Annotated in this window: 23 protein-coding genes; 7 read left to right on the top strand and 16 right to left on the bottom strand. The window is 71.5% G+C overall.

Translation table 11 applies throughout. From position 1 onward, the window contains the following. Positions 1-23: 23 nt before the first annotated feature. The 14 genes from ACFYTT_RS00590 to ACFYTT_RS00525 form a co-directional block, all read right to left on the bottom strand. On the bottom strand, positions 24-1,352 hold the full coding sequence (locus ACFYTT_RS00590; protein ID WP_387256804.1) for an MmgE/PrpD family protein: 1,329 nt from the start codon (positions 1,350-1,352) through the stop codon (positions 24-26). Next, complete coding sequence (locus ACFYTT_RS00585) at positions 1,349-2,371, bottom strand: LLM class flavin-dependent oxidoreductase (protein ID WP_387256802.1); 1,023 nt, start codon at positions 2,369-2,371, stop codon at positions 1,349-1,351. Before ACFYTT_RS00585 ends, ACFYTT_RS00590 begins: the two co-directional genes overlap by 4 nt. After that, a complete protein-coding gene (locus tag ACFYTT_RS00580) occupies positions 2,368-3,219 on the bottom strand; it encodes an alpha/beta fold hydrolase (protein ID WP_387256801.1) in 852 nt (283 codons plus the stop codon). Before ACFYTT_RS00580 ends, ACFYTT_RS00585 begins: the two co-directional genes overlap by 4 nt. A gap of 30 nt (positions 3,220-3,249) precedes the next feature. Beyond that, complete coding sequence (locus tag ACFYTT_RS00575; protein ID WP_176093432.1) at positions 3,250-4,182, bottom strand: MEMO1 family protein; 933 nt, start codon at positions 4,180-4,182, stop codon at positions 3,250-3,252. Further along, a complete protein-coding gene (locus tag ACFYTT_RS00570) occupies positions 4,179-5,498 on the bottom strand; it encodes a M20 family metallopeptidase (protein WP_201272292.1) in 1,320 nt (439 codons plus the stop codon). The genes ACFYTT_RS00575 and ACFYTT_RS00570 overlap by 4 nt, the downstream gene beginning before the upstream one ends. Before the next feature lie 28 nt (positions 5,499-5,526). Then, positions 5,527-5,658, bottom strand: a complete 132-nt coding sequence (locus ACFYTT_RS00565) for a hypothetical protein (protein ID WP_255446597.1) — start codon at positions 5,656-5,658, stop codon at positions 5,527-5,529. Positions 5,659-5,736: 78 nt separating this feature from the next. Beyond that, positions 5,737-6,558, bottom strand: coding sequence for an alpha/beta fold hydrolase (locus ACFYTT_RS00560; RefSeq protein ID WP_131051815.1), 822 nt, complete (start codon positions 6,556-6,558; stop codon positions 5,737-5,739). Continuing rightward, the gene (locus tag ACFYTT_RS00555; protein WP_131051816.1) at positions 6,548-7,732 is read right to left on the bottom strand and encodes an aromatic ring-hydroxylating dioxygenase subunit alpha; all 1,185 of its coding nucleotides are present in this window, start codon (positions 7,730-7,732) and stop codon (positions 6,548-6,550) included. Before ACFYTT_RS00555 ends, ACFYTT_RS00560 begins: the two co-directional genes overlap by 11 nt. 88 nt (positions 7,733-7,820) lie before the next feature. Beyond that, positions 7,821-8,771: a PDR/VanB family oxidoreductase gene (locus ACFYTT_RS00550; protein WP_387256796.1), complete on the bottom strand. Its 951-nt coding sequence runs from the start codon at positions 8,769-8,771 to the stop codon at positions 7,821-7,823. After that, a complete protein-coding gene (gene dmpG / locus ACFYTT_RS00545; RefSeq protein WP_176093429.1) occupies positions 8,768-9,823 on the bottom strand; it encodes a 4-hydroxy-2-oxovalerate aldolase in 1,056 nt (351 codons plus the stop codon). The genes ACFYTT_RS00550 and dmpG overlap by 4 nt, the downstream gene beginning before the upstream one ends. Further along, positions 9,820-10,758 (bottom strand): acetaldehyde dehydrogenase (acetylating), encoded by a 939-nt coding sequence (locus ACFYTT_RS00540; RefSeq protein WP_387256794.1) that lies wholly within the window; start codon positions 10,756-10,758, stop codon positions 9,820-9,822. Before ACFYTT_RS00540 ends, dmpG begins: the two co-directional genes overlap by 4 nt. Further along, positions 10,755-11,549: a 2-keto-4-pentenoate hydratase gene (locus tag ACFYTT_RS00535; RefSeq protein ID WP_387256792.1), complete on the bottom strand. Its 795-nt coding sequence runs from the start codon at positions 11,547-11,549 to the stop codon at positions 10,755-10,757. The genes ACFYTT_RS00540 and ACFYTT_RS00535 overlap by 4 nt, the downstream gene beginning before the upstream one ends. Before the next feature lie 85 nt (positions 11,550-11,634). Continuing rightward, positions 11,635-12,429, bottom strand: a complete 795-nt coding sequence (locus ACFYTT_RS00530) for an alpha/beta fold hydrolase (RefSeq protein WP_387256790.1) — start codon at positions 12,427-12,429, stop codon at positions 11,635-11,637. After that, the gene (locus ACFYTT_RS00525) at positions 12,426-13,142 is read right to left on the bottom strand and encodes an aspartate/glutamate racemase family protein (protein ID WP_387256788.1); all 717 of its coding nucleotides are present in this window, start codon (positions 13,140-13,142) and stop codon (positions 12,426-12,428) included. Before ACFYTT_RS00525 ends, ACFYTT_RS00530 begins: the two co-directional genes overlap by 4 nt. Positions 13,143-13,528: 386 nt before the next feature. Here ACFYTT_RS00525 and ACFYTT_RS00520 point away from each other — a divergent pair, with 386 nt between their 5' ends. The 5 genes from ACFYTT_RS00520 (at position 13,529) to ACFYTT_RS00500 (ending at position 20,242) form a co-directional block, all read left to right on the top strand. After that, positions 13,529-14,575 carry a sugar ABC transporter substrate-binding protein gene (locus ACFYTT_RS00520; protein ID WP_131051823.1) on the top strand — a complete coding sequence of 349 codons (1,047 nt, stop codon included), beginning with the start codon at positions 13,529-13,531 and terminating at the stop codon, positions 14,573-14,575. 26 nt (positions 14,576-14,601) lie between these two features. Further along, positions 14,602-16,071: an amidase gene (locus ACFYTT_RS00515; RefSeq protein ID WP_387256787.1), complete on the top strand. Its 1,470-nt coding sequence runs from the start codon at positions 14,602-14,604 to the stop codon at positions 16,069-16,071. Then, the gene (locus ACFYTT_RS00510; RefSeq protein WP_387256785.1) at positions 16,068-17,558 is read left to right on the top strand and encodes a sugar ABC transporter ATP-binding protein; all 1,491 of its coding nucleotides are present in this window, start codon (positions 16,068-16,070) and stop codon (positions 17,556-17,558) included. Before ACFYTT_RS00515 ends, ACFYTT_RS00510 begins: the two co-directional genes overlap by 4 nt. Beyond that, on the top strand, positions 17,548-18,543 hold the full coding sequence (locus ACFYTT_RS00505; RefSeq protein WP_161594909.1) for an ABC transporter permease: 996 nt from the start codon (positions 17,548-17,550) through the stop codon (positions 18,541-18,543). Before ACFYTT_RS00510 ends, ACFYTT_RS00505 begins: the two co-directional genes overlap by 11 nt. A gap of 238 nt (positions 18,544-18,781) precedes the next feature. After that, complete coding sequence (locus ACFYTT_RS00500; RefSeq protein WP_387256783.1) at positions 18,782-20,242, top strand: SDR family NAD(P)-dependent oxidoreductase; 1,461 nt, start codon at positions 18,782-18,784, stop codon at positions 20,240-20,242. Between the two features lie 70 nt (positions 20,243-20,312). On the opposite strand, the gene ACFYTT_RS00495 is transcribed toward ACFYTT_RS00500, so the two are convergent. Together ACFYTT_RS00495 and ACFYTT_RS00490 are read right to left on the bottom strand one after the other, a co-directional pair. Beyond that, complete coding sequence (locus ACFYTT_RS00495) at positions 20,313-20,684, bottom strand: helix-turn-helix transcriptional regulator (RefSeq protein WP_131051837.1); 372 nt, start codon at positions 20,682-20,684, stop codon at positions 20,313-20,315. A gap of 170 nt (positions 20,685-20,854) precedes the next feature. After that, complete coding sequence (locus ACFYTT_RS00490; protein WP_131051828.1) at positions 20,855-21,247, bottom strand: SH3 domain-containing protein; 393 nt, start codon at positions 21,245-21,247, stop codon at positions 20,855-20,857. A 234-nt stretch (positions 21,248-21,481) separates the two neighbouring features. On the opposite strand from ACFYTT_RS00490, the gene ACFYTT_RS00485 reads away from it, so the two are divergent. Together ACFYTT_RS00485 and ACFYTT_RS00480 are read left to right on the top strand one after the other, a co-directional pair. After that, positions 21,482-22,747, top strand: coding sequence for a serine/threonine-protein kinase (locus ACFYTT_RS00485; protein WP_387256782.1), 1,266 nt, complete (start codon positions 21,482-21,484; stop codon positions 22,745-22,747). An 86-nt stretch (positions 22,748-22,833) separates the two neighbouring features. Beyond that, complete coding sequence (locus ACFYTT_RS00480) at positions 22,834-24,615, top strand: substrate-binding and VWA domain-containing protein (protein WP_131051830.1); 1,782 nt, start codon at positions 22,834-22,836, stop codon at positions 24,613-24,615. Positions 24,616-24,621: the final 6 nt, after the last annotated feature.

Raw genomic sequence — 24,621 nt, 5'->3', positions numbered from 1 at the left:
TCGGCCGCGAGGCTGAGGGCGCCTCATCCGATCGTCGTCGGCGTCACCGTCGCAAGAAGCACCGCACGCAGCCGGGCCGCCGACGGCAGCTCGTCCAGGCCGGCACACAGCCCGATCAACTCCGTCGCGGGGCCCGGCATCGCCGCTCCCACGTTCCGGTGGTACTTCTCGACGATCTCCCGCTCGTCGTCCAGGCTGGGCGCATCGCCCACGTACGCCCGGACGGGCGCCGCGTCGGGCAGACACACCTCCACCCGAGCGCTCCAGCGCGCCGGCAGATCCGCCGTCAGGTCCTCGGCGGGCACCAGCTCGACCGGGGGCGCCGCCGGAGACAGCGCCGCGCGGATGAAGGTGACGTCGCGGGTGCGGCCGGCCACATGGGCCGCGACCGCGACCGTGGCGCTCGCTGCCGCCTCGGCCGGTCCCTGCGGCGACCGGGTGTCGGTGACGAAGCGGCACAACGGGGCCGGCAGGTGCACCTCCACCCGCCGCGCCCTCGCCACCGGCGTGCCTTCGGCCGACAGTCGGTCCAGCGCGGCGAGCGCGGCATGCAACGGCCGGGCGAAGGGGTAGCGCTTGACGGCACAGCCGAGCAGGTGCGGCATGCTGCTCCCGGTCGGCGGCGTCGGTGGCACCGCCGCTCCCGGCAGCCCCCCGTCCAGCAACGCGACGTCCCCGCGCAGACCGGCCGCCGCCTGGTAGCCGGCCTCCACGCCGCAGGCCGCCGCCCGACCGCCCGCCAGGTAGTGCCCCTCCCCCAGCGCCCCGCCGCCGATCGGGCCACCGCTGGCGTGTGCGGCCAGTGCCACCGCCTGCCGCCGGCCCGCCTCGTCCAGACCCAGCAACCGGGCGGTGGCCCAGGCCGCCCCGAGCGCGCCGAGCGCGGCGGTGGGCCACCAGCGGTACGCGTACAGTCCCGGGCCGCCGAGCCGCAGCCCCGCCTCGACGACCACCTCGTAGCCGCCGAGCAGCGCATCGGCGAGGTCCCGGCCGGAGCTGCCGACCCGGGCGGCGACGGCCAGCGCCGCCGGTACGACGACCGCCGGTGGCACCACGGCACCGGCGGAGTGGATCGCGTCGAACTCGTCCAGGTGCAGGTAGGTCGACTCCAGCAGGACCGCCGTCCGCAGCGAACGGGGCGAGGCGTCGCCCAGCACGGGCACCGGCCCCGCCTCGTCGACGAGGTCGGCGAAGCGGCGCAGCGGGGCGACGCTGGGATGCGTCACGCCCGCGACCAGACAGCCCAGCGCGTCCAGCAGGTGCAGGCCGACGCGCGTGCGCACGCTCGGGTCGACGGCGTCGACCACCGCGTCGGCGCGGGCGACGAGTGCGGGGACGAGCGAGCCGCTCATGCCGACCGTTCTCTGGCGGACAGGTTGTCCGCGAAGGACTCCATCAGCTCGTACGGCAGGTCGTAGGAGCCGACGTGCTGGAGGAAGACGTTCGTCGCTCCCGCCGCCGCGACCTCGTCGATCCGGGCGGCGATCTGTGCGGTGGTGCCGAAGAGGCAGAACGCCCGGGCGAAACGCACCGCCATCTCGTCGGTGATCCACTGACCGCAGACCCGGACCGCCTCGGCCCAGTCCTCGGCGTGCACGGTGTCCGGGTAGAGCCCCGGCACGACCGGCGGCACCTGCACGTCGATCCCGGCCAGGGCCAGCGCGGCGGCGCCGCCCTTCTGCGCGATCCCCGCGCAGATCGGCTTGAGCATCCGGGCGTCGGCCTCGACGTCGTCGGTGACGTGGCAGTACGCCGACACCACGATCTCCAGGTCCGCCAGGGACCTGCCGCTGGCCTCTGCGCCCTCCCGGACCCGGCCGAGACCTGCGGTGAGGGTCGCCGGGGAGACCCCGGAGAGCAGGATCACCCCGTCGGCGATCTCACCGGCCAGCCGCAGGTTCTTCGGTCCGCTCGCCGCGACGAAGACCGGCAGCTCGGCGTCCGGGTCGCGCAGCCGCGAGCGCACCGGGCCGAAGTCGACCTCCGCGCCGCCGAGCAGGTCGCGGACCTGCCCCAGCCGCTCCCGCAGGTTGGCCTGGGTGGTGGAGCGCAGCCCGACCGGCTCCACCGCGCTGTTGCCCACTCCGACGCCGAGCACGAAGCGGCCCGGCGCCGCCTCGGCCACGGTCCGTGCCCCTGAGGCGACCACCGACGGATGCCGGGTCTCCACGTTGGTCACCGCCGTGCCGAGGCGCAGCCGCTCGGTGCGCAGCGCCATCGCGGTCAGGGTGGCGAAGACGTCTCGCCAGAGCAGTTGGGAGTCCGGCACCCAGACCTCGTCGAAGCCGAGTTCCTCGGCGCGCTGTGCCGCCCGGGCGAGTTGGTCGACCGGGCGGCAGGCCGGCAGCCGGATGCCGATCCGGACGCTCACGCCGCTCTCGAAAGGTGCGCGATGTTCAGCTCGTCGAAGCGTTCGCTGTGCTCGTGCTGCGGCCAGTGGCCGCACTTCGGGAAGATCTCCAGTGTGGAGCCGGGGATGCTCCTGTGCATGCGGTTGGCCTCGGGGATCTCACCGAACGGGTTCTCCGCGCCCCAGACGATCAGGGTGGGCGCCTGGATCCGGCCCATCTGCTCCTCGGTGAGCAGGTCCGGCTGGCGGTTCTCGATCTCCTGCAACGCCAGCAGGTTGTCGATCGCCGCGACGAACTCGGGACGGTGGTAGATCGCGTGGCGGATCTCCACCAGTTCCTCGCTGACGTCCTTGGCGGGCTCGTGCATCAGCAGGTGCAGGCGCTTCCTGGTCAGGTCGATGTCGTCGCTGGTGACCGCGGCGCGGGTGCTGGTCTTGATCCGCTCCATCACGGTCGGGTTGGCGACGGTGCCGCCGGGGGCGACCAGCGTCAGGTGACGAACCCGGTCGGGGTGGTCGGCCGCGAGCCGTCCGCCGACCCAGCCGCCCAGCGACTCGCCGACGATGTGGAAGCGGTCCAGACCCTCGGCATCCGCGTAGTCCAGCACGTGCCGGACGTACCGCTCGATGCGGTAGGGCTCCGCCACGGTGTCGGTGTAGCCGTGGCCCAGCATGTCGATCGCGTGGCAGGCGAAGCGTGCGGCGTGCGCCGGCAGGTTGCGGACGAACGCTTCAAGGTGCCCGCTGGTGCCGTGCAGGAAGATCACGGGGTCGCCCGAACCCGCCTGTAGCGTCCGGGTGCGGACCCCGTTCGCGTCGACGAAGCGGAGCTGGAACTCCAGCTCGGTCAGGTCGGTCCAGATGCTCATGGATACCTCGATTCGGGAGTCTGTCTACGGTCAGGAGGCGGGACGCAGCGAGGCGACGGCCATGCCGGTCAGCCACTGCGCGATCGGCGCGTACGCGTGGGTGGTGCTCTGGGCCGGGCCGACCGCGGCGGCCATGGCCACCCACGAACGGATCTCCTGGGCGCCGTTGCCGGCCTCCTCGTCGACCTGCTCGGCGGAGAGCCCGACGAACTCGCTGAGGTCGCCGGTTTCCAACGCCGCCAGGAACCGCCTGTCGAATTCGGGGTTGATGTCCGCCTCGGCGGCCCGGATGATCTGGCGCCGGCGGACCTCGTACTCCTGCCAGGAGTTGCGGCCCTCCAGCCACGCCTCGACCAGGAAGCGGTCGTCGTCGGAGAGCGTCTCGTACCACTTGGGCCAGGGCAGCCGGTGGGACAGGCCACCCGAGGCGATGACCGCCACCCGTTTGTCCCGCCCGTCCGCGCGGATCGCCCGCCCGATCGCCGCGCCGAGCGCATGGCAGCGGCGCAACGACGGCAGCGGCGGGGCGAACATGTTCACCACCACCGGCACGATGGGTACGTCCAACGACGGCACCAGGTGCTGGTAGCTGTGGGTGATCCCGTGGTCGACCTGCATGCGCAGCGAGAAGGCGGGATCGAAGTCCTCGCTCAGGGTGTCGACCAGGTGCCGGGCCAGCTCGGGGTCGGCGGGCAGCCGCCCCTCGGGGGTCTTCGCCTCTCCGGCGCCGAGCACCTCCCCCACCCCGACCGTGATCGCCGGCATCAGGTCCAGGAACATGCCCCGGAAGTGGTTCGAGCCGATGATGACCACGGTGTCCGGGCGGGCCTGTGCGAGTTCGTCGCGGGCTGCCGCGAGGCCCGCCCGGAAGTCGATCGCGCCGGGTTCGTCCGCGACCTCGTCCCAGTGGGTGTTCATCAGGGTGCTGTGCGAGGCGCCGACACCGAGGACGATCGAGCTCATGGCAGCTTCTCCAGCTCTGCGCGGTCGCGGGTGCAGGTGGTCACGATCGCGTGGATCAGGGTGCGGGTGAGTCGCTCCATCTCCCGTACGTCCACGACGTTCATGCCCATCGGGAAGTCGACCGGCAGCGGGGCGCCCGCGCCGGCCCGGTTCATGCCGATCCGCGCGGTCGGTAGCCCCCGGGCGCGCAGGATGTTCGCGTCGGTCGCGCCGCTGCTGGCCAGGATCGGCTCGTGCGGCCGGCCCTCGCTCTCCGCCCAAGCGGCCTTTGCCGCCCGGACGATCCAGTTCTCCTCGGGGGTCGCCGTGGCCGGGATCGACAACGTCATCTCCGAGCTGGCGTCGAGTCCGGGGTTGGCCGCGACGATCCCGGCGAGCGCCGCCTCGAACTCCCGCTTGACGGACATCGGGTCCTGGTCCGGGCCGAGCCGCAGGTCGACCCGGAGTCGACACTGGGCGGGCGAGATGGCGGCGGTGCGTGGCCAGCCGCCCTCGATGGAGCCGATGTGGCCCTGCGGCGCGACCAGACCCCGGGTGTGCGACTCGGCGTACGCCACGAAGAAGCGCTCCAGGCCCTGGGCCACGATGCCGGCGTCGACGATGGCGTTGCGGTACGGCACCCGGTGCCGGCTACCGACATAGCCGTACGTGCCGCGCACCGTGACCTCGAACCAGCAGAGCCCGACCTCCTCCCAGTGCACGGCCCAGCCGGGCTTGGCGATCAGGGCGTAGTCCGCCCAGACGCCCTGCTCCAGCAGGAACGAGCAGCCGTTGCCCTGACCGGCGTTGTAGCGCGTCGCCCCGGGGCGACGGTTGGTGGGCATGCCGCCCGCGCCGAGGCCGACGATCGCGTCACCGCGCAGCGGCACCCCGGCCCTGCGGACGGCGTCGACCGCGGCGATCAGGCACGCGCCGTGTCCCTTGGGGTTGCTCGCGCCCAGGCCGAGCACGTAGTCGCCCTCGATCGACGCCTCGGCCCGCATGTCGCGCCGCAGCTCGTCGCCGATCCAGGGAAGGTCCTCCTGCTCGGTGCCGACGGTGAGGGTGTCGATCGGGGCGTACAGCAGCAGGTCGGCGCCGGTCCCGTCGCCGCGCAGGCGGCCTACGGCGTTGCCCTGCTCCTCGTCGATCGGCTGGTATCGGCCGTCCAGACCGCGGGTGGTCAACTCCTGGGCGAGCCACCGTGCCAGCGGTGCCTCCTGCCCGGTGGGGCTCGGGATGCTCGTCATCCCGGCGATCAGGTCGCGCAGCTCGGCCCGGTCGATCTGGTCCCGGGCGGCGGTGATCCACTCCCGCTCCTGGGGGGTCGTGCTCACGTCGGTGCTCCTCGCGGTCGCGGACACCTCACACCCTCCGGTTCGTCCGGACGGTCGTGCCCGTGGTGCGGATCAGCACGGTGTCCAGCCACCGGCGTACCGGCGGGATGGTCAGGGCCGCGACGGCCAGCACCGGAACGGACAGCAACACTTTGCGCATGGGTCCTCCTCCACTGGGTGTACTGCGGGATGTCCGCTGGTTCGCCGGTCGGCGACGCGGGTCAGTCGGCGAGGCGGGTCAGTCGGCGTCCAGGAAGGCGCGGGCCACGGCCGTGTAGGCCGCCGGCCGCTCCTGCTGCGGGTGGTGTCGGCTGCGACCGAGCACGTGGACATCGGCGCGGGGCAGCGCCGACGCGAGGCGCAGCGCGTACGCCGGGTCGGCGAAGGGGTCGTGCGAGCCCCAGAGCAGCAGCACCGGCGCCGCCACCTGTGGGAGGTGTCGGGTGAGGTCCTCGGGGGCGCCGCGTCGGCTGGCGTCGGTGGCGATGGCCCGGCACTCCGGCCGGATGCTCGCCGCGTACCGGTCGCGCACGGTCTGCGCCGGCGCTCCCGCGCGGTCGAACCACTCGTACCTGCCGATCAGGTCCGCCATCTTCGCCAACGACGGTCCGTCGCCGCCGAAGTAGGTGTCCCGGATCGCCGGTCCGGAGACACCGGTGCCGGTCGGGTTCGGGATCGGCACGCTGCCGGTGAGTACGATCCGCCCCACCCGCTCGGGTGCCAGGGCGGCCAGCCGCAACGCGACCGAGCCGCCGAAGGACTGGCAGACCAGATCCACGGTGGGCAGTTCGAGCGCGTCGAGGGCCGCGAGCAGATGCCGGGCGTGCCAACTGAAGACCGGATCGGTCACCACGGGCACGTCAGAGGCCCCGAACTGCGGCAGGTCGAGCATGATCAGTCGGCGCCCGGCGGCGAGCCGATCCGCGACCGGGCCGAAGTCGTTCCACGCCGAGCATCCGGGACCGCCGCCGTGCAGCACCACGGTGGGTCGGCCGGTGCCCAGTTCGCGGTAGTGCAACGCCACTCCGGCGGCGTCGACCCGCAGTGCCTCAGCAGCCATTCGGCGGTGCCTTGTGCGGCTGCGGCGTGGGCGCCGCCTTCTCGATCATTCGCCGCCAGCCGGTGATGGACAGGTCGGGCCGGTAGAGCTTCTCCGGCGGGGCGTCCATGACGTCGACCATCCACGCGTCCTGCGCGGTGAACTGCCCGTGGAACAGCCATCGGATCGCGGCCAGGTACTTCGCCTTGAAGAGCAGGCCCTTGGGTCCGTCCTCGAACCGCACCATGATCTGCACGTAGCGGACCCGGTCGGCGTCCACCGGCACGTACCACTCGTAGTGGATGAAGTCCGGGTACGCCACCCGCAGCAGCCCGGGCAGCCGGATCGAGACGAAGCCGGGGAGGTTCAGGCCGGCGATCACGGGGTTGACGTTCTTGCCCTTGCCCGGGGCGTCGGGCAGCGGCATCCGCTTCCACCAGCGCTTGTTGGTGAAGGTGCCCAGGCCCGGGAAGTGCGCGTCCCAGTGCACCTCGTCCTGCACCCGGATCAGCCAGGGGCCGTGCTCCTCCACCCGGGTCTTGTTCCAGGCCGGCATCACCTTGAACAGCCGCCAGAGCGCGGTGTTGTGCAGGTACTTCGCGTGCCCCTCGTCGAAGCCATTCTCGGCGGCGAAGCGCCAGTTGCCCTCGCGGATGTCGTACTTGCCGCCCAGCACGTGGTCGTTGTCGAGCAGCTCCGCCGGGATGTCCTGCTCGATCGGGTGCGGCTCGTCGTCGCCGACGAAGACCCAGACCAGTCCGAGGCGTTGTGCCGTCGGGTAGGTCTTGACCGACACCCGGCCGCAGATCGGCGACTCCGGGCCGTCGGTGAGGACGGCGGCGAGCTTGCCGTTGGTGACGTCGAAGGTCCAGCCGTGGTAGGGGCAGCTGACCGTGCCGGGGAACTGACGCCGGCCGAGGGAGAGCGGCACGCCGCGGTGCGGGCACCGGTCGTGCAGGGCGTGCACGACGTCGCCCTTGCGGACCAGCACGATCTTCTCGCCCAGCAGCGTCACCGCGTGCGGCTTGTCGCCGATCTCGCGCTCCCACACCACGGGGTACCAGTAGTTGCGGAAGCCCAGCGTGGCCGCGTCGTAGGTGGGCCACTGCGACCAGTCCTGGCCGGGCTGGGGTCGGTTCGCGCGACCGGCGGTGGGGCGGGACGGCGCGCTCTCGTCCTTGGGCTGAACAGTCATGACCCGTCCTCTCGGCTGGCGTTTCGCCGGACTACGCATGTCCGGTACATAGTACGGTCTAGTGCACGGGAGTCAAGAGATCCCCAGGTCACGCGTCCACGACCAGACGTTCACCGGAAGCCCGGGAGACGCAGAGCATGATGGTGCGGCCCGCCACCCGCTCCTCGTCGGTGAGCAGAGAGTCGCGGTGGTCCGGGACGCCGTCGAGGACCTTCACCTCGCAGGTGCCGCAGATGCCCTCCCGGCACGCGCTGGGAATGGAGACCTGCACCGCGTCCAGCGCATCCACCGCGCTCTCGTCGGCCCCCACCGTCACGGTGACGCCGGAGGCCGCGCAGACCAGCTCGAAGGGGCGGTCCTCCCCCTCGACGACGACCTCCCGGGCCCGGAACCGCTCCAGGTGCAGCGTCCCGCCGGGCCATCCGGCGCAACGCTCCTCGACGGCGTCGAGCAACCTCTCGGGCCCGCAGCAGTAGACGACGGTGCCCGGCCGGAGGTCGCCGAGCAGCTCGGCGAGGTTCAACAGGCCCGCCTCGTCCTCGGGCACCACATGGACGCGGTCGCCGTGGTGGTCCAGTTCGTCGAGGAAGGCCAGGGTGCGTCGCGACCGGCCGCCGTAGACGAGCCGCCAGTCGGCGCCGTCGGCCTGCGCCTGCGCCACCATCGGCAGCAGCGGCGTCACGCCGATGCCGCCCGCGATGAAGAGGTACCGCTGCGCCGGTTCCAGCGCGAACCGGTTGCGGGGGCCACGCACCCGGACCAGGTCGCCGGGGCGCAGCGACTCGTGGACATACCGCGAGCCGCCCCGACTGGCCGGCTCGTTCAGCACGGCCACCCGGTAGCGGCGCCGGTCCGCCGGGTCGCCACAGAGGGAGTACTGCCGCGTCGCGGCGGGCAGCAGCAGGTCGATGTGGGCGCCCGGCGCCCAGGCCGGCAGCTCGCCGCCGTCGGAGTCCTCGAGGACCACCGAGATCACGCAGTCGGACTCCCACCGCATGGTCCGGACCAACAGCTCCCACTCCGGTTCCGACACCGTCATGGCTGCTCTCCCTCCGCATCGCCGGTGCCGGAGGCGGCGGTCGACGCCGCTGCCAGGTCCAGCGCGACGTCCACGATCATGTCTTCCTGCCCGCCGACCAGCCCTCGTCGGCCGACCTCGACGAGGATGGACCGGGTGTCCAGCCCGTAGCGCTCGGCCGCCGCCTCCGCGTGCCGCAGGAAGCTGGAGTACACCCCGGCGTAGCCGAGCGTCAGGGTCTCGCGGTCCACCCGCACCGGTCGCTCCTGCGTGGGCCGGACCAGGTCGTCCGCCGCGTCCATCAGCGGGAAGAGCTGACAGTCGTGCTGCCAGCCGAGCAGATCGGCGACGGCGATGAACGCCTCCAGCGGGCAGTTGCCGGCGCCGGCGCCCTGGCCGGCCAACGAGGCGTCCACCCGCGACGCGCCGTTCTCCACCGCGACGACCGAGTTCGCCACCCCCAGCCCGAGGTTGTGGTGCGCGTGGATGCCGATCTCCGTCTCGGGGCGCAGCGCGTCGCGGTAGGCCCGGACCCGGTCGCGGACGCCGTCCATGGTCAGCCGGCCGCCGGAGTCGGTCACGTAGACGCAGTGCGCTCCGTACGACTCCATCAGCGTGGCCTGTCGGGCCAGTTCCGCCGGCTCGGCCAGATGCGACATCATCAGGAAGCCGGAGACGTCCATCCCCAGTTCACGGGCGTGCGTGATGTGCTGTGCGGAGATGTCGGCCTCGGTGCAGTGGGTGGCGACTCGCACGGAGGTCACGCCGAGGTCGTGGGCGCGGCGCAGATCGTGCAGCGTGCCGATGCCCGGCAGCAGCAACGCGGTGAGCTTCGCGTCGCGCACCACCGTGGCGGCCTGGCTGATCCACTCCCAGTCGGTGTGGGCGCCGAGTCCGTAGGTGAGGCTGCTGCCCGCCAGCCCGTCGCCGTGGGTGACCTCGATGGCGGCGACGCCGGCCGCGTCGAGGGCGGCCGCGATCGAGGTCACCTGGGCGATCGAGTAACGGTGCCGAACGGCGTGCATGCCGTCGCGCAGCGTCACGTCCTGGACGTAGACCCGGGGCCCGCTCATGCCTGTGCCTCCCGTCGCGCCATCCGCTCGGCGACGCGCAGCGCGGCGGACGTCATGATGTCCAGGTTCCCGGCGTACGCGGGCAGATAGTGGGCGGCCCCCTCCACCTCGAGGAAGACCTGCACCACCCAGCAGTCGTGCCCGCCGGGGGCGTCGGTGAGCGCGTCGACCGGTTCCCCCTGCGCCACCCGCCGGAACTGGACCTGCTGTTTGAGCCGGTATCCCGGCACGTACTCCTGGACCCGGGCGACCATCTCGGCGATCGAGGCGGCCACCTCGGCCTGGTCGCAGTCGTCGACCAGGCACAGCACGGTGTCGCGCATGATCAGCGGCGGCTCGGCCGGGTTCAGGACGATGATCGCCTTGCCCCGGGTGGCCCCACCGACCACCTCCAGGCCCCGGGCGGTCGTCTCGGTGAACTCGTCGATGTTGGCCCGGGTGCCCGGCCCCGCCGACCGGGAGGCGATCGAGGCCACGATCTCGGCGTAGCGGACCGGTGTCACCGCGGAGATCGCGGCGACGATGGGAATGGTCGCCTGGCCACCGCAGGTCACCATGTTCACGTTCGGCGACTGCAGATGCTCGTCGAGGTTGACCGTCGGCACCACGTAGGGCCCGATCGCCGCCGGCGTCAGGTCGACGACCTGCTTGCCGTGGCGGCGAAGTACCGCGTCGTGGTGGGCGTGCGCGCCCGCCGAGGTCGCGTCGAAGACGATCTCGATGTCGGCGAAGCCCGGCATCGCGACGAGCCCCTCGACGCCCTGCGCGGTGGTCGGCACGCCGAGCCGCCCGGCGCGGGCCAACCCGTCGGAGGCGGGGTCGATGCCGACCATGGCGCCCATCTCCAGCGTCTCGGAGAGCCGGAGCACCTTGATCATCAGGTCGGTGCCGATGTTTCCGGAGCCGATCACGGCCACCTTCGTCGTGCTGCTCACTGGCCCTCCTCGCCGAACGTCGCGCGCACCGTGCCGAGGCCGCCGATCGTGGCCGCGTACCGCGCCCCCGGGGTCACCGGGACCATCGGGCCGAGCGCCCCGCTGAGCACCAGCTCGCCGCCGCGCAGCGGATCACCCAGGCGCTGGGCGGTGTTGGCGAGCCAGACCACCGCGTTGACCGGATCGCCCAGACAGGCCGCGCCGGCGCCGGCGGAGACCTCCACGCCGTCGCGGTCGAGCCGCATCGGCGCCGCCGGCAGGTCGATCGCGCCCGGCGACACCGGCCTGGTGCCGAGCACGAACAGGCCGCTGGAGGCGTTGTCGGCGACGGTGTCCACGATGGTGATGTCCCAGGCCGCCACCCGGCTGTCCACCACCTCCAGGGCCGGGAGTACGAATTCCGTGGCCCGCAGCACGTCCAGCGCGGTGACGGGACGGTCCGGCAGGTCCACCGCGAGGACGAACGCCACCTCGGCCTCGATCTTCGGCTGGAGCAGCCGCGTCGCCGCGATCGGCTCGTCCTGACCCACCGCCATGCTGTCGAACAACGTGCCGACGTCGGGCTGGTCGACGCCGAGCTGCCGCTGCACCGCGACCGAGGTCAGGCCGATCTTTCGGCCGACCCGTCGCGCGCCGGCGGCCTGGGCACGTGCGACGTTGAGCCGCTGCACCGCGTAGGCGCCGTCGACGTCACCCGGGGCGAACAGATCCCGCACGGGCGCGCACGGCCGGCCGGTGCGCACCGCCTCGTGCAGGCGCTCAGCGGCCTCCGTGAGCTGCTGCTCGGTCACGTCATGCTCCTGCCGATCGGGGGGCGTTGGCCTGTGTCGACCATGTCAAAGCTTTGTACCGTACATAGTACGACGGGTCAAGGGTTCACCGTTCGGCACCGTCGAGGAACGCGAGCACCTCTCGGGCGAAAGCCTCGGGACGCTGCTCGGGCAGGGCGACCCCGCCATCGGCCAGCACCACGCTGCGGCAGGCGAGCAGCCGGGACAGGATCGGCACGTCCGGCAGCGAGTAGTGGTCGTCCGCACCGCAGAGCACGAGCGTGCGCGCGCGGACGAGCGGCAGCCGGTCCTCCATCCGGTACTCGTTCACCCGCACGTGCCCCTCCTCGACCCGGTCGGCGACCTCCAACGCGTCGGCCACGAACCGGGTCAGGAAGCGCTCCTCGCCGGGTGAGTAGAAGCCCCGGCGGCGGGACCACAGCTCGGTCAGGTGGGTGCCGTCGGCACGCGGCTCGACGTGGTCGATCGGCGGCTGGGCCTGGACCCGGCGGCGACGTGCCTCGTCGACGTAGGGCATGCCGCAGAGCACCAGCGCGGAAACCCGCTCGGCGGCCCGCGCGGCGACCTCGACCGCCACCACCGCGCCGGTGTGGTTGCCGACGAGGGCCACGGACGGCAGGTCGAGTGCGTCGAGGAGGGCCTCGACCCCGTCGGCGAAGAGCCCGATCGACCACGGGTCGGTCACCCGCGCCGACTGGCCGAACCCGATGGTGTCCATCGCCATCGCGCGGGTGCGTTGACCCACCAGGGGCAGCACCCCGGCGTACTCGTGCCAGGATCGCGGGGTCTGGTGCAGGAAGAGGACCGGCGGGCCCGCGCCACACTCGACCAGGTGCACCTGCCCGAGAGCGGTGTCGACATACCGACGGCGGGCGCTCAATCGAACTCACCCGCCAACAGCGCGCCGTATCCCTGTGGCCGCTCGGCCACGCCGCAGATCCGTAGGCAGTGCCAGAGCAGTGCCTGGTTGCTGGCGACCACCGGTCGGCCGAAGTCCTCCTCGATCGCGGCCAGCACCGGCGCCAGCCGGATTCCGGCGCAGCTGATCAACAGCCCGTCCGCGGCACTGCCGCCCAGACCGGCGGCGAGGTCCCGCCAGACCTGCGGGTCGTGCGTGGCCTGCTCCACCGGGGTCGCACAGGGCAGGCTCGCGACGGAGACGACCTCGAGACCGCGGGCGGTGAGCAGCTCGACCTCGGCCGAGGTCACCTCCTCGACGTACGGGGTGAGCAACGCGATCCGGCCGATCCCGGCGCGTTCGAGCGCGTCCAGCACCGCCTCGATGGTCGTGGTCGAGGGCAGACCGGTGCTCGCGTGGATGCGGGCGTTCACCGACTCCGGGCCGGCGAGCAGCGTGGCCGCGGTGCAGTTCATCGCGATGAGGTCGACCTCGGCGTCGGCCAGCAGCCGGCTGTGCGCCTCCAGGTCGGCCAGGAGCGCATGATCGTCGGCCAGGCTCGAACGACGGAACGGCATCCGCGTGGTCACCAGTTGCACCCCGTCGGGGGCCATCAACTGCAACTCGTAGTCGCAGAGGCCACCGGACGGATAGAGATGTCCGATCCGCGCCGCCGTGCCGAATCCCAGACTCATCCCACCACCTCCGTGTCTCGCCGAAGGCCGTCACCGAACCGGTGTCGACTCGTACAACGTACGGTAGGCTGTCCGGAACAACCAGGGATTGCCGCCCGCAGTTACTTCGCGTGAGCACCTTCATCTTCAGAAAAGGGTGCACGCCCGGCGAAAGGCCAACGAGAGGACGACCCGACCTCTCGATCGAGCTGGTGGGAGACCCTGGAAGTCACGATCACGTATCCACCCCTTGACCGGGTGACATCGAACGGTACATAGTACGGCAAGCGTGTGGCCCGCACGGAGCGTGATGTCCTCAGTGATGCAGGCCGCCGAAGTTCCCCGTAGTTGCCGAACCCCGTATCACCGATCCGTCCCGCGGTGTCTCGACCATTTGGGAGTGCCAGATGAAGTGGAAAACCTCTGCCGTGACGGCGACGGTGGCAGTTCTTCTCCTACCTTCCGTGGCGGCCTGCGGGAGCGATGACTCCGCCGCCGCGAACGGCTCCTACCGGGTGGGCCTGTCGGACCCGGTGTCGTCACAACCGCTCGACCGCGCCTGGGGGCAGGCCACGATCGCGGCGGGCAAGCACGCCGGCATCGACGTGACCGTGCTCGACGCCGCCCTCGACGCCAACAAGCAGGTCTCCGACATCGACCAGTTCGTCGCCCAGCAGATGGACGGCGTGATCGTCTTCCCGCTCGCCCCGAACGCGGTCGACCCCGCCCTCGAACGTGCCCGCACCGCCGGGATCAAGGTGCTGGGCGCCTCCGCGATCATCTCCGAGAACGAGCCGACCGAACCGGTCGCGCCCTACGACGCCGCCTTCAACCAGAACTCCGACGTCGGCGGCGCCCGGCTGCTCGCCGATCATGTGGCCGAGCGGCTCGACGGCAAGGGCCGCGTGCTCGGTATCGGCATCGGCGCTCCCGTTCCCTCGATCAAGTTCATGGTCGAGAACTACGAGAAGTACGTGACCGAGGACCGGCCGGGCATCGAGTGGCTCGGCACCGTCGACAATGCCACCGACGACCAGGCCGGCGGGGAGCGGGCCGCCACCGAGGCGATCGCCCGGTTCCGGGGCGAGATCGACGCGGTGATGGCCTACAACACGGCGAGCGCGATCGGCGCCGCGGTGGCGCTCAAGCGGGCCGGCATCAACGGTGTCGTGATCGTCGGGCAGAACGGCGACCCGGAAGGTGCCCGCGCGGTGCAGCAGGGGCAGATCGACGCGATCGTCGACCTCGTTCCCTGGCGTCAGGGCCTCGTCGGGGTCGAGATCATGCGGCGGCTCCTCGCGGGCGAGACGGTCAAGCCGGTCACCTACCTGCAGCCGGAGCTCTACACCCAGGAGACCATCGGCGAGCGCCTGGACTGGGACGAGGCGATCAGGCAGATCGAAAGTGGCGAGCTGACCTGCGCCAACGGGGGATGCCCGGACCACCTGCGCTGACCGGCCGGCACCGAGCAGGGAGAGCGATGACTACTACCGAGGAGTTGACCTGGCTGGACGCCCACAGCCAGGCGGCCCTGGTCCACGCGGGCCGGCTCACGCCCGGTGACCTGGTGCGGGCGGCGGTCGCGCGGATCGAACGGATGGATCCGACGGTCAACGCCGTGATCCACCGCCGCTTCGCCGCCGCGGTCGCCGAGGCCGACGCCCTGGCCGGGCGCTCGGACCTGCCCTTCCCCGGAGTGCCCATGCTGCTCAAGGACCTCGGCTGCGCGATGGCCGGCGAGCCGGACCAGCAGGGTTCGGTGGTCCTGCGCGACGCCGACCACCGGGCCGCCCGGGACGCCCACGCCACCCGCCGGTTGCGGGCCGCCGGTTTCGTCGTACTCGGCCGGACCGCCGTCCCCGAGTTCGGCCTGGCGGGCAGCACGGAGAGTGCCGCGCACGGCGCGACCCGCAACCCGTGGGCCCTCGACCGGGTCGCCGGGGGCTCCTCCGGTGGCGCCGCCGCGGCGGTGGCGGCGGGCATGGTCCCCCTCGCCCAGGGCAGCGACGGCGGCGGGTCGATCCGCAACCCGGCGGCCTACTGCGGGCTGGTCGGGCTCAAGCCCAGCCGGGGCCGGGTCAGTTCCGGCCCGGACACCCCGGACGCCCTGGTCGGTCACGCGACGTTCGGGGTGCTCACCCGGTCGGTGCGCGACACGGCCGCGCTGCTCGACCTGCTCCAGGGCTACGAGCCGGGCGATCCGGCGGTCGCGCCTGCACCGTCGAGCAGCTACACCGAGGCGATCACCCGTCCCGCCGCCGGGCTCACCATCGGGCTCCTCGACGCCGACCGGCTGCCGCCGGAGTTCGTCGAGCCCGCCAACCGCGACGCCGTACGGGAGTGCGGCGAGTTGCTCGGCCAGCTCGGGCACACCGTGCGGACCTCACACCCCGAGGCGCTGTTCGACCCGGACTACCACGAACGGTTCGTGGACGCGTTGAGCCCTGCGGTCAGCCTCCTCGCCGAGCTGATCCCGACGATGGTCGGTCGCCCGGTCGACGAGAGCGAGCACGGCCTGATCTCGCGTTTCTGGATCGAGCGGGGGCGGGCCCTCGACGCCACCAGTCACCGGCGGGTGATGGCCTGGATGGACCGGTACCGCGAGCGGATGCTGGCCTGGTGGCGGGAACACGACGTGCTGGTCACGCCGGTGTCGCCGTGGCCGCCACCGCCGCTGGGCTGGTTCGACGGGCCGGCCGGGGTCCGGCGGTCCATCGAGTTCCTCCGGTTCGTTCCCCAGTTCAACAGCACCGGCCAGCCCGCCGTGGCGGTGCCGCTGTTCGAACGCGACGGCCTGCCACTCGGCGTGCAACTCGTCGCCGACTACGGCCGCGAGGACCTGCTGCTCCAGCTCGCCGCGCAGCTGGAGGACGCCCGCCCGTGGGCCGGTCGGCATCCGGTCGGGCTGGCTAGCACGGCGGCCCGGCCCGGAGCGGGGGTACGGGAATGAGCGCTCCGCTGCTGCAACTGACCGGAATCCACAAGAGGTTCGGCCCGGTGGCCGCGCTCTCCGGGGTGGATTTCGAGGTGCGCCCGGGTGAGGTGCACGGGCTGGTCGGGGAGAACGGCTCGGGCAAGTCGACCCTGATGAAGATCGCCTACGGTGAGCTGCAACCCTCCGCCGGGGAGATCCGCGTCGACGGTGAGACGGTCACCCTGCGTACCCCGCAGGACGCCGCCCGGCACGGCGTCGTGGCGGTCGCGCAGGAGGTTCCGCTGGTCGACAGCCTCAGCGTCGGCGAGAACATCGTCCTCGGACGGTGGCCCCGGGCCGGCACGGTCGTCAGCCGGCGACGGATGCGGGAACAGGCCGCACAGGTCCTCGACCAGCTCCAGTCGACCCTCGATCCCGAGACACCGGTGTCGGCGCTGGCCCCCAACGACCGTCAGGTGGTGGCCATCGCCCGCGCGTTGGCCACCCAGGCCAGGGTGATCGTGCTGGACGAACCGACCAGCTCGCTGACCGAGGACCGGGCCCAGGCCCTGTTCGACATCGTGCGACGCCTGCGGGACCAGGGCCTGGGGCTGATCTTCATCTCGCAGCGGCTCCCCGACCTGAGTCAGGTCGCGGACCGGATCACCGCGCTGCGCGACGGACAGGTGGTCGGCACGCTGCCCGTGGCGGAGGCGACCGAGGACCGGATCACCCGACTGATCGTCGGGCGTTCCCTGGACGACTACTTCCACCGTTCCCGTCGGCGCAGTCCGGGGGAACCGGTCCTGGAGGTCTCCGGGCTCGCGGCGGGTGGCCGGGCCGAGATCGTGTCCTTCACCGTCCGGGCCGGCGAGGTGCTCGGGCTGGCCGGGCTGGTGGGTTCCGGGCGTACGGAGGTGTTGCGCGCGGTGTTCGGTGCCGACCGGCCCACCGAGGGCCGGATCCAGGTCAACGGCCGGCAACTGCGCGCCGGTTCGCCCAGAGCGGCGATCCGTTCCGGCGTCGCCTTCGTCACCGGCGACCGCAAGGGCGAGGGCCTGGTGTTGAGCCGCAGCGTGGCGCAGAACATCACCCTCGCCCGGGGGCGGCTCTCGCTGCGGCCGATCTCCGGGCGCGGCGAGGCCGCCACGGTCACGAAGCTGATCGAGCGGATGCGGATCCGGCCACCGGACCCCGACCGGTTGGCCGGCGAGCTCTCCGGCGGCAACCAGCAGAAGGTGGTGTTCGCCAAGTGGATCGCGCTGGGCCCCCGGCTTCTGCTGCTGGACGAGCCCACGCGGGGCATCGACGTGGGTGCCAAGTCGGAAATCTACGGCCTGATCGACGAATTGGCCGCCGCCGGGGTGGCGGTGGTGCTCAGCAGTTCTGAGAACTCCGAACTGATCGGTGTCTGCGACCGGGTGCTGGTGCTTTTCGACGGGCGCGTCGTGGCCGAGCGCGAGTGCGACGGACTGGAAGAGGTGGAGGTGGCCCACTATGCGGCCGGTGGACATGAGCAGTGACACTGCGATCGCGGCACAACCGGCCGGCCGGGCCGTCGTGGGCCACGTCTACCAGAGCGTCAAGGGGTACGGGGGCGCCCTCGGTGGCCTGCTGATCCTGCTCGTCTATCTGATCAGCACCCAACCGTTCTTCCTGACGAAGGCGAACATCCTCAACGTCCTGGCGACCAACAGTCCCTTGATGCTGGTGGCGGTCGGGCTCACCTTCGTCATCCTCAGCGCGGGCTTCGATCTGTCGGTCGGCTCGGTGATGGCCGCGACCGGGGTCACGGTCTACTTCGTGTTGGATGCCGGGGCACCGGCGCCGGTGGCGCTCGTCGCCGGGCTCGCGACCGGGGCGCTGCTCGGCGCCGGGCTCAACGGCCTGCTCATCGGGGGTTTCCGCCTCAACTTCTTCGTGGTGACCCTCGGCACGATGACGTTGATCAGCGGGCTCGTCCAGGTCTCCACCAACGGCAGTACGTACTCGATCGACTCCCCCGGCATCTTCTACGCCATCGGCAACGGAAGTGTCCTCGGCGTACCGGCGCCGATCTGGATCGCCCTGGGCGCGGTGCTGCTGGCCGGCGCCGTGCTGCGCTTCACCCCGTTCGGCCGGGCCGTCTACGCCGTCGGCGGTAACCGCGAGGCCGCCAGACTCGCCGGCATCAACGTCACGGCGGTGCTGATCTCCGTCTACACCATCGCGTCACTGACCGCGGCGCTGGCCGGCCTGGTGATGGCGAGCCGCCTCTCGGCTGCCTCACCTACCGCGGGTTCCACCATCGCCCTGACCGCCGGCGCGGCCGTCCTGCTCGGCGGAACGAGCTTCTTCGGCGGTATCGGCGGTATCAGCGGCACGGTGGTCGGGGTGCTGCTGATCGCGGTCCTGCAGAACGGACTCGGTCTCATGGGAGTCTCCTCGTTCTGGCAGGGCGTGGTGACCGGCACGGTCCTCATCGCAGCCGTGGCACTCGACCGGCTGCAGAGCCGGGGGCGAGCCTGACACCGCCGCACGCCCTGGCACCGTAGCCCGCACCACCGGTTCTCCACACCAGCGGCGCTGGCGGGTGACTTCCCACCCGCCAGCCCAGCACCAGAAGAGCTGTCCGCCCGTGCGCGTCATCGGGTCGGCGCACGGGCGCGGGATGCGTCGGAGGCCGTGCGGTGCGTACAGTTCCTGGTCGGACGTGGGGGTGGGCCGGATAGCTCCGGCGCAGGGAACGGGACGAGACAGCGAGAGCATGACAGCGGACAAAAATACGGAGAACGGTCATTACCGCATTGACCCGACCCGGCTGGAGACCTGTCTCAGCGTCTTCGAGGCGTTGGAGGACCTGCCTCCCGACCACCCCGACGTGGTGCGGGTGCAGCGGGCCACCGCGAAGCTCTACAAAACGATCAAGCAGCGGCGACGCGAGGAACGGCGGGATGCCATCGCGGCGGCCGACCGCGCGGTGACGGCGGCCACCGCCACCGGTGCCCCGGGCCGGATCGACGACGAGACCCAGGGCAACCTGCTCGCCTCCCCCACCGTGGGCGCCACGGCCGGCGTCCTGCACAAGCCGCGCGGCTGCTACATCTGCAAGCAGCGCTACCGCGACGTGGACGCCTTCTACCATCAGCTCTGCCCGCCCTGCGCCACCCTGAACCGGGAGCGCCGGGACGCCCGCGCCGACCTGACCGGCCGGCGTGCGCTGCTCACCGGCGGCCGGGCGAAGATCGGCATGTACATTGCGCTGCGGCTGCTGCGCGACGGCGCGCACACCACGGTGACCACACGGTTTCCCCACGACGCGGTCCGCCGATTCGCCGTGATGCCCGACAGCGCGGAGTGGCTTCACCGCCTGCGGATCGTCGGGATCGATCTGCGCGACCCCGCCCAGGTGATCGCCCTCGCCGACTCGGTCAGCGATCAGGGACCACTCGACATTCTGATCAACAATGCGGCGCAGACCGTCCGCCGCACGCCTGCCGCGTACGCGCACCTGGTCGCCGCAGAGGCGGCGGCCCTGCCGGACGGCCCGCTACCGGAAATGATCACGTTCGCCAAGCCGGCCGGCCGAGGCGACCCGGCGGGCAGCCTGGTCGCCGCACCGCACTCGCCCACCATCACCCCGCACGCGCTCACCGCGCTGGCGCTGACCAGCGGTTCCGCCTCGCCGGACCGGATCGCGACAGCCAGCGCCATCGACGCCGGCGGTCTGGTGCCGGACCTCGACCCGGTCAACAGTTGGGTGCAGCGGGTGCACGAGGTGAACCCGGTCGAGTTGCTCGAAGTGCAGCTGTGCAACGTGACCGCACCGTTCGTGCTGGTCAGCCGTCTGCGACCGGCGATGGCCGCAGCGGCCGCCCGCCGCAAGTACGTGGTGAACGTGTCGGCGATGGAGGGCCAGTTCGGCCGTGGCTACAAGGGGCCGGGGCACCCGCACACCAACATGGCCAAGGCTGCGCTGAACATGCTGACCCGCACCAGCGCCCAGGAGATGCTGACCGACGGCATCCTCATGACCAGCGTCGACACCGGCTGGATCACCGACGAGCGGCCGCACCCGACGAAGATGCGGCTGGCGGAGGACGGCTTCCACGCCCCGCTGGACCTGGTCGACGGCGCGGCCCGGGTCTACGACCCGATCGTCCGCGGCGAACAGGGCGAAGACCTGTACGGCTGCTTCCTCAAGGACTACGCACCCTGCGCCTGGTGATCGGCTGCCACCGGAGGTCGGCTCACGGGCCCTGTCACCCGCCGCCGGCAGCGGTGTTCCACGGTGTCGGTCAGCGGGTCTTCTTCGTTGCGCGTTTGCGGGGTGGGGTCAACAGGTCGGCGACCGCAGCGATGGCGGACGGCACCAGGCGGTAGTACGCCCAGACGCCGCGCTTGTCCCGTTCGAGCAGGCCGGCCTCGGTGAGGATCCGCAGGTGGTGGCTGACGGTCGGCTGGGAGAGCCCGAGAGGCTCGGTGAGGTCACTGACCGACGCCTCTCCCTCCGGAGCCGACTGGATCAGGCTGAGCAGTCGCAGCCGGGCCGGGTCGGCGAACGCCTTCAGCACCCCCGCGAGCCGTTCGGCATCGGCACGCTCGATCGGCTCGCCGGCGAGGGGCGAGATGGCAGGCGTCGTAGTCTTCACAGTTCCCACGTCTTGCATCGTTGCAGCAAAACCCATCAATCCGCTGGTGAACGAGGGCAGGATCACCCGGAGATCGGGCGAGCCCACGCCCGGAGCCGTCGGATCGGGCAGGCGGCGCGGGCCGCGCCGGACAGGTGCCCGACGCGGCCCGGAGATCGATGTCGACCACTGCCGGTCGACGCCGGGGGTCAGCAGGCCAGGGTGGAGATCGGAACGCCCGTCAGGCCGTCACCGCGGACGAAGCCGGTGACGCCGGTGCTGTTGTTCCTGACGTAGTACCAGCCCCACCCGTCGTCGCCCACCGCGCCGCAGCGCAGGGTCGCGCTCTGGCCCGCGTAGCCCAGGCCCAGCACGGTGCAGGTCGTCGACGGACCGGTCCGCAGGCGGATACCGGCACCCGAGAAGCCGACGCTGTACGGTTCGTTGGCGCCGGGCAGCCAACCACAACGTGGCGCCATCGCCGTGGTCGATTCGGTCGAGGTCTGCGGGGCGGTTTGCGCGATCGCCGGGCCGGCGGCCACGACCGGCAGGCCGAGGGCCACGGCGCACGCGGTCAGGCGTGCGACGGTGGTGAGTTTCATCTGCCACTCCCTGTCTCGTAGTCGTCCCCGCCCATGCGGCATTGCCCGGAGCAGCGAGAACGGTGGCAAAATATCGAGCTACTTCACTCTAGAACGCGCATCGAAGTCGATCACAGTCATTTGTTGGCGGCGGCCTCAGCCCGTACTCGGAGTTCTCGGTCACCAGCGGCGGACATGGCACGATGGCCGTGTCCTGCGCCGCCGGTGGCCGGGCATGACGCTGATGGAGTCGGGATGTCAGAACTGACCGGCACGCCGGTGCCAGGATTGACGAAACTGTGGACGCACGATCCGGTCACCGCCGGCGGGTACCGGCTGGTCGGCCGGCTGGGCGCGGGTGGGCAGGGGGTCGTCTTTCTCGGTGAGGACCACGACGGCGACCGGGTCGCGGTCAAGATGATCAACGCCGATCTGAGTGATCCACGGGCCCGCTCGCAGTTTGTGAAGGAGATCGCCGCCGCCCGCCGGGTCGCTCCGTTCTGCACCGCGCAGGTGCTCTTCGCCGAGGTGGACGGCGAGCAGCCCTATGTGGTCAGCGAGTTCATCGAGGGTCCGACCCTGCACCGACAGGTCCGCGAGCACGGCCCGGTGACCGGCAACGCCCTCCACCGGCTCGCGGTCGGCACTGTCACCGCGCTCGCCGCGATCCATGGCGCCGGCGTGGTGCACTGCGATCTGAAGCCGGACAATGTCGTACTCGGCAAGGACGGCCCTCGGGTGATCGACTTCGGCATCGCACGCGCGTTGGGAGTCACCGAGACGGCGTCCAGCCGGGTCATGGGGACCACCGCCTACATGGCGCCGGAGCGGTTCCGCAACGACGCGGTCGGTCCGCCCTGCGACGTCTTCGCCTGGGCGGCCACGATCGCCTTCGCTGCCGGCGGTCAGCCGCCTTTCGGCAATGACTCGCTCTTCGCCGTGATGCACCGGGTGCTGCACGATCCGCCCGAGCTGCCCGCGTTGCCTGCCGCACTGGACGAGCTGATCCGGGAGTGCCTGGCCAAGGATCCGGCGGATCGCCCGGGTGCCGAAGGTGTACTGGTACGGCTGCTCCGACAGGACGCCACGCTCACCACGCCGCTACGTCGGGAGAATCTGCTCGAAGTCGGCAACGAGACAGCGGGTGCGCCGACACCGAACCACCCGCTCCCCCAGATCACGCCGACGGCACCGCAGCCGCACCCGATGCTGCCGCAGACTCCGGCCCAGCCGACGGTGCCGACCCAGGCCCGGCCGACCAGGGTGGAACACGTGCCCGTGACGGAGCCCGCCGTCGATGCCGGTCATGACGGCGCGCTGCGGCGACTGCGTCGAGAGTCCGTGGACGCCTGGGGCATCTCGACCGCACTCTTCCTCGGTTTCGCAGGCGCCGCCGCCGGCTACATCGCGTCGAGCGCGATCGGCCCGGCCGCCGCCGTCGGAGCGGTCACCTTCGTCGTGGTCTACCTGGTTCGGCTACTCGTCGCGACGGCGTTCGGAGGAGGGTCCGACCACGGATGACTCGGTACGGTGGAGGGCTGAGGCGCCGGCTGGCGCCGGATCGATAGGTTGACTGCCACCAGCCGCCCGCCGAGGAGGACCTCCCGATGACCCCATCCGCTCCGCGTACCCGGCAGTGGTTGCCCTACACCGCCGCCGTCACCGCCGGGCTGGTGGTCATCGTCGGGGCGTTCGCCTTCGTCCAACAGCGCGAAGCGGGCAGCGAGGGGCCCCGCACCGACTGCGCCATCGCCCTCCAGGTCAACTCCTCCACGGAGAAGGCGGAGCTGCTGGTCGAACTGGCCGAGCGCTACAACCGCAGCACCCGGTCGATCGACGGCGGCGGCTGCGCCCAGGTGCACGTCAGCGCGTTGAACTCCGGCAAGGCCACCGAGGCGCTGGCCACCGGATGGACTGACACCGGCCTGCCGCGACCACAGGTCTGGCTACCGACGTCGAGCCTGTGGACGGGTCAGCTACGGCTGCTCGACATGGCCGCTGGGCGGGCGCCGCAGACGCCGGACCGGTACTCGTCGATCGCCAACAGCCCGCTGGTGATCGCGATGCCGCAGCCGAAGGCCGAGCTGGTACGCCAGCGCGGGCCGCTGGGTTGGGGGGAGATCCTGGGCCTGTCCGGGCGGGATGGGTGGGCGGGCTTCGGCAAGCCGGAATGGGGCCGGTTCACGTTCGGCAAGGACAATCCGAACCTGTCCACCTCCGGGCTGGCGGCGACCATCGCCACCTACTACGCGGCGGTGCAACGGGCCAGTGACCTGACCCGGTCCGACCTGGCCAAACCTGCGGTCACCCAGTTCGTGCGCCGGATCGAGGCCAACGTGGCGCACTACAGCGACGACTCGGTGGACCTGCTGCGCAGCCTCGCCGAGGCGGACCTGGCGGGCCGTACGGACGACATGAGTGCCATCGTCCTGCAGGAGGAACTGGTGGACCTCTACAACACGGGTGCGTTGAGCCCCCGGCAGGAGGGGCAGGAGCGGGGCCGCCGGCCGAACGTCCCCCTGGTCGCCGTCCACCCCAAGGAGGGCACGTTCAACCTGGACCACCCGTTCGTGGTGCTGCCCTCCGCCGATGAGCGGCAGCGCGCGGCAGCGGCCGACTTCCAGGCATTCCTGACCGAGGACGCCCAGCAGGAGAGCTTCACCCGCCTGGGTTTCCGGGACCACGAACGCCGCGCGTCGGCGGAGCTGCTGGCCAGCGTCGGTGACGAGCCCGCCGGCGGGCTGACCTACTTCGAGCCCCCGGACCCGCAGGTGGTCGCTGCGATGTTGGACGGTTGGCGCACCCTCCGTAAGAAGGCCAACATCCTGATCGCCCTGGACACGTCAGGGTCGATGCAGGCGATGATCGGCACCCGTACCCGTTTCCAGGTCGCCTCGACGGCGGCGGGCAAGGGCCTCGCGTTGCTCAACTCCGAGGACCGGGTGGGGCTCTGGTCCTTCTCCTCGGAGACCTCGAAGCGACCGAAGAGTCCCTACCGTGAGGAGGTTCCTCTCGACGCGTTCGACCAGAAGCGGATCACTCGCAAGATCGAGGGCCTGCACGTCGAGGGTGGCACCGCGCTCTACGCGACGGTCCGGGCCGCACATCGGGAGCTACTCGACCGGTACGACCCGCAGCGGATCAACGCGATCGTCGTGCTGACCGACGGCAAGAACGAGTACACCAAGGACAACGACCTGGCCCGCCTGCTGGACGAGGTCGCCCTGGACCCGCAGCGTCCGGTGAAGGTGTTCTGCATCGCCTTCGACCGGGAGTCGGACTTCGCCACCCTGGACAAGATCGCCAAAGCGTCGTCGGGTAAGGCCTACGACGCCACCGATCCCGCCATGATCGACGAGGCGTTCGTGAAGCTGGTCAGCAGCTTCTGACGTACT

It is taken from the genome of Micromonospora sp. NPDC003816 (genome assembly GCF_042874705.1).
In the GTDB taxonomy this organism is placed as follows: Bacteria; Actinomycetota; Actinomycetes; order Mycobacteriales; family Micromonosporaceae; genus Micromonospora.
The sequence above is the reverse complement of the archived record's forward strand: the minus strand, read 5'-3'. Positions and strand labels throughout refer to the sequence as shown.

Coding starts and splice junctions, on each gene's coding strand:
- ACFYTT_RS00590 (WP_387256804.1), bottom strand. CDS start 1,352: ATGAGCGGCTCGCTCGTCCCCGCACTCGTCGCCCGCGCCGACGCGGTG.
- ACFYTT_RS00580 (WP_387256801.1), bottom strand. CDS start 3,219: ATGAGCATCTGGACCGACCTGACCGAGCTGGAGTTCCAGCTCCGCTTC.
- ACFYTT_RS00575 (WP_176093432.1), bottom strand. CDS start 4,182: ATGAGCTCGATCGTCCTCGGTGTCGGCGCCTCGCACAGCACCCTGATG.
- ACFYTT_RS00565 (WP_255446597.1), bottom strand. CDS start 5,658: ATGCGCAAAGTGTTGCTGTCCGTTCCGGTGCTGGCCGTCGCGGCCCTG.
- ACFYTT_RS00560 (WP_131051815.1), bottom strand. CDS start 6,558: ATGGCTGCTGAGGCACTGCGGGTCGACGCCGCCGGAGTGGCGTTGCAC.
- ACFYTT_RS00555 (WP_131051816.1), bottom strand. CDS start 7,732: ATGACTGTTCAGCCCAAGGACGAGAGCGCGCCGTCCCGCCCCACCGCC.
- ACFYTT_RS00550 (WP_387256796.1), bottom strand. CDS start 8,771: ATGACGGTGTCGGAACCGGAGTGGGAGCTGTTGGTCCGGACCATGCGG.
- dmpG (WP_176093429.1), bottom strand. CDS start 9,823: ATGAGCGGGCCCCGGGTCTACGTCCAGGACGTGACGCTGCGCGACGGC.
- ACFYTT_RS00525 (WP_387256788.1), bottom strand. CDS start 13,142: ATGAGTCTGGGATTCGGCACGGCGGCGCGGATCGGACATCTCTATCCG.
- ACFYTT_RS00520 (WP_131051823.1), top strand. CDS start 13,529: ATGAAGTGGAAAACCTCTGCCGTGACGGCGACGGTGGCAGTTCTTCTC.
- ACFYTT_RS00515 (WP_387256787.1), top strand. CDS start 14,602: ATGACTACTACCGAGGAGTTGACCTGGCTGGACGCCCACAGCCAGGCG.
- ACFYTT_RS00510 (WP_387256785.1), top strand. CDS start 16,068: ATGAGCGCTCCGCTGCTGCAACTGACCGGAATCCACAAGAGGTTCGGC.
- ACFYTT_RS00505 (WP_161594909.1), top strand. CDS start 17,548: ATGAGCAGTGACACTGCGATCGCGGCACAACCGGCCGGCCGGGCCGTC.
- ACFYTT_RS00500 (WP_387256783.1), top strand. CDS start 18,782: ATGACAGCGGACAAAAATACGGAGAACGGTCATTACCGCATTGACCCG.
- ACFYTT_RS00495 (WP_131051837.1), bottom strand. CDS start 20,684: ATGCAAGACGTGGGAACTGTGAAGACTACGACGCCTGCCATCTCGCCC.
- ACFYTT_RS00490 (WP_131051828.1), bottom strand. CDS start 21,247: ATGAAACTCACCACCGTCGCACGCCTGACCGCGTGCGCCGTGGCCCTC.
- ACFYTT_RS00485 (WP_387256782.1), top strand. CDS start 21,482: ATGTCAGAACTGACCGGCACGCCGGTGCCAGGATTGACGAAACTGTGG.
- ACFYTT_RS00480 (WP_131051830.1), top strand. CDS start 22,834: ATGACCCCATCCGCTCCGCGTACCCGGCAGTGGTTGCCCTACACCGCC.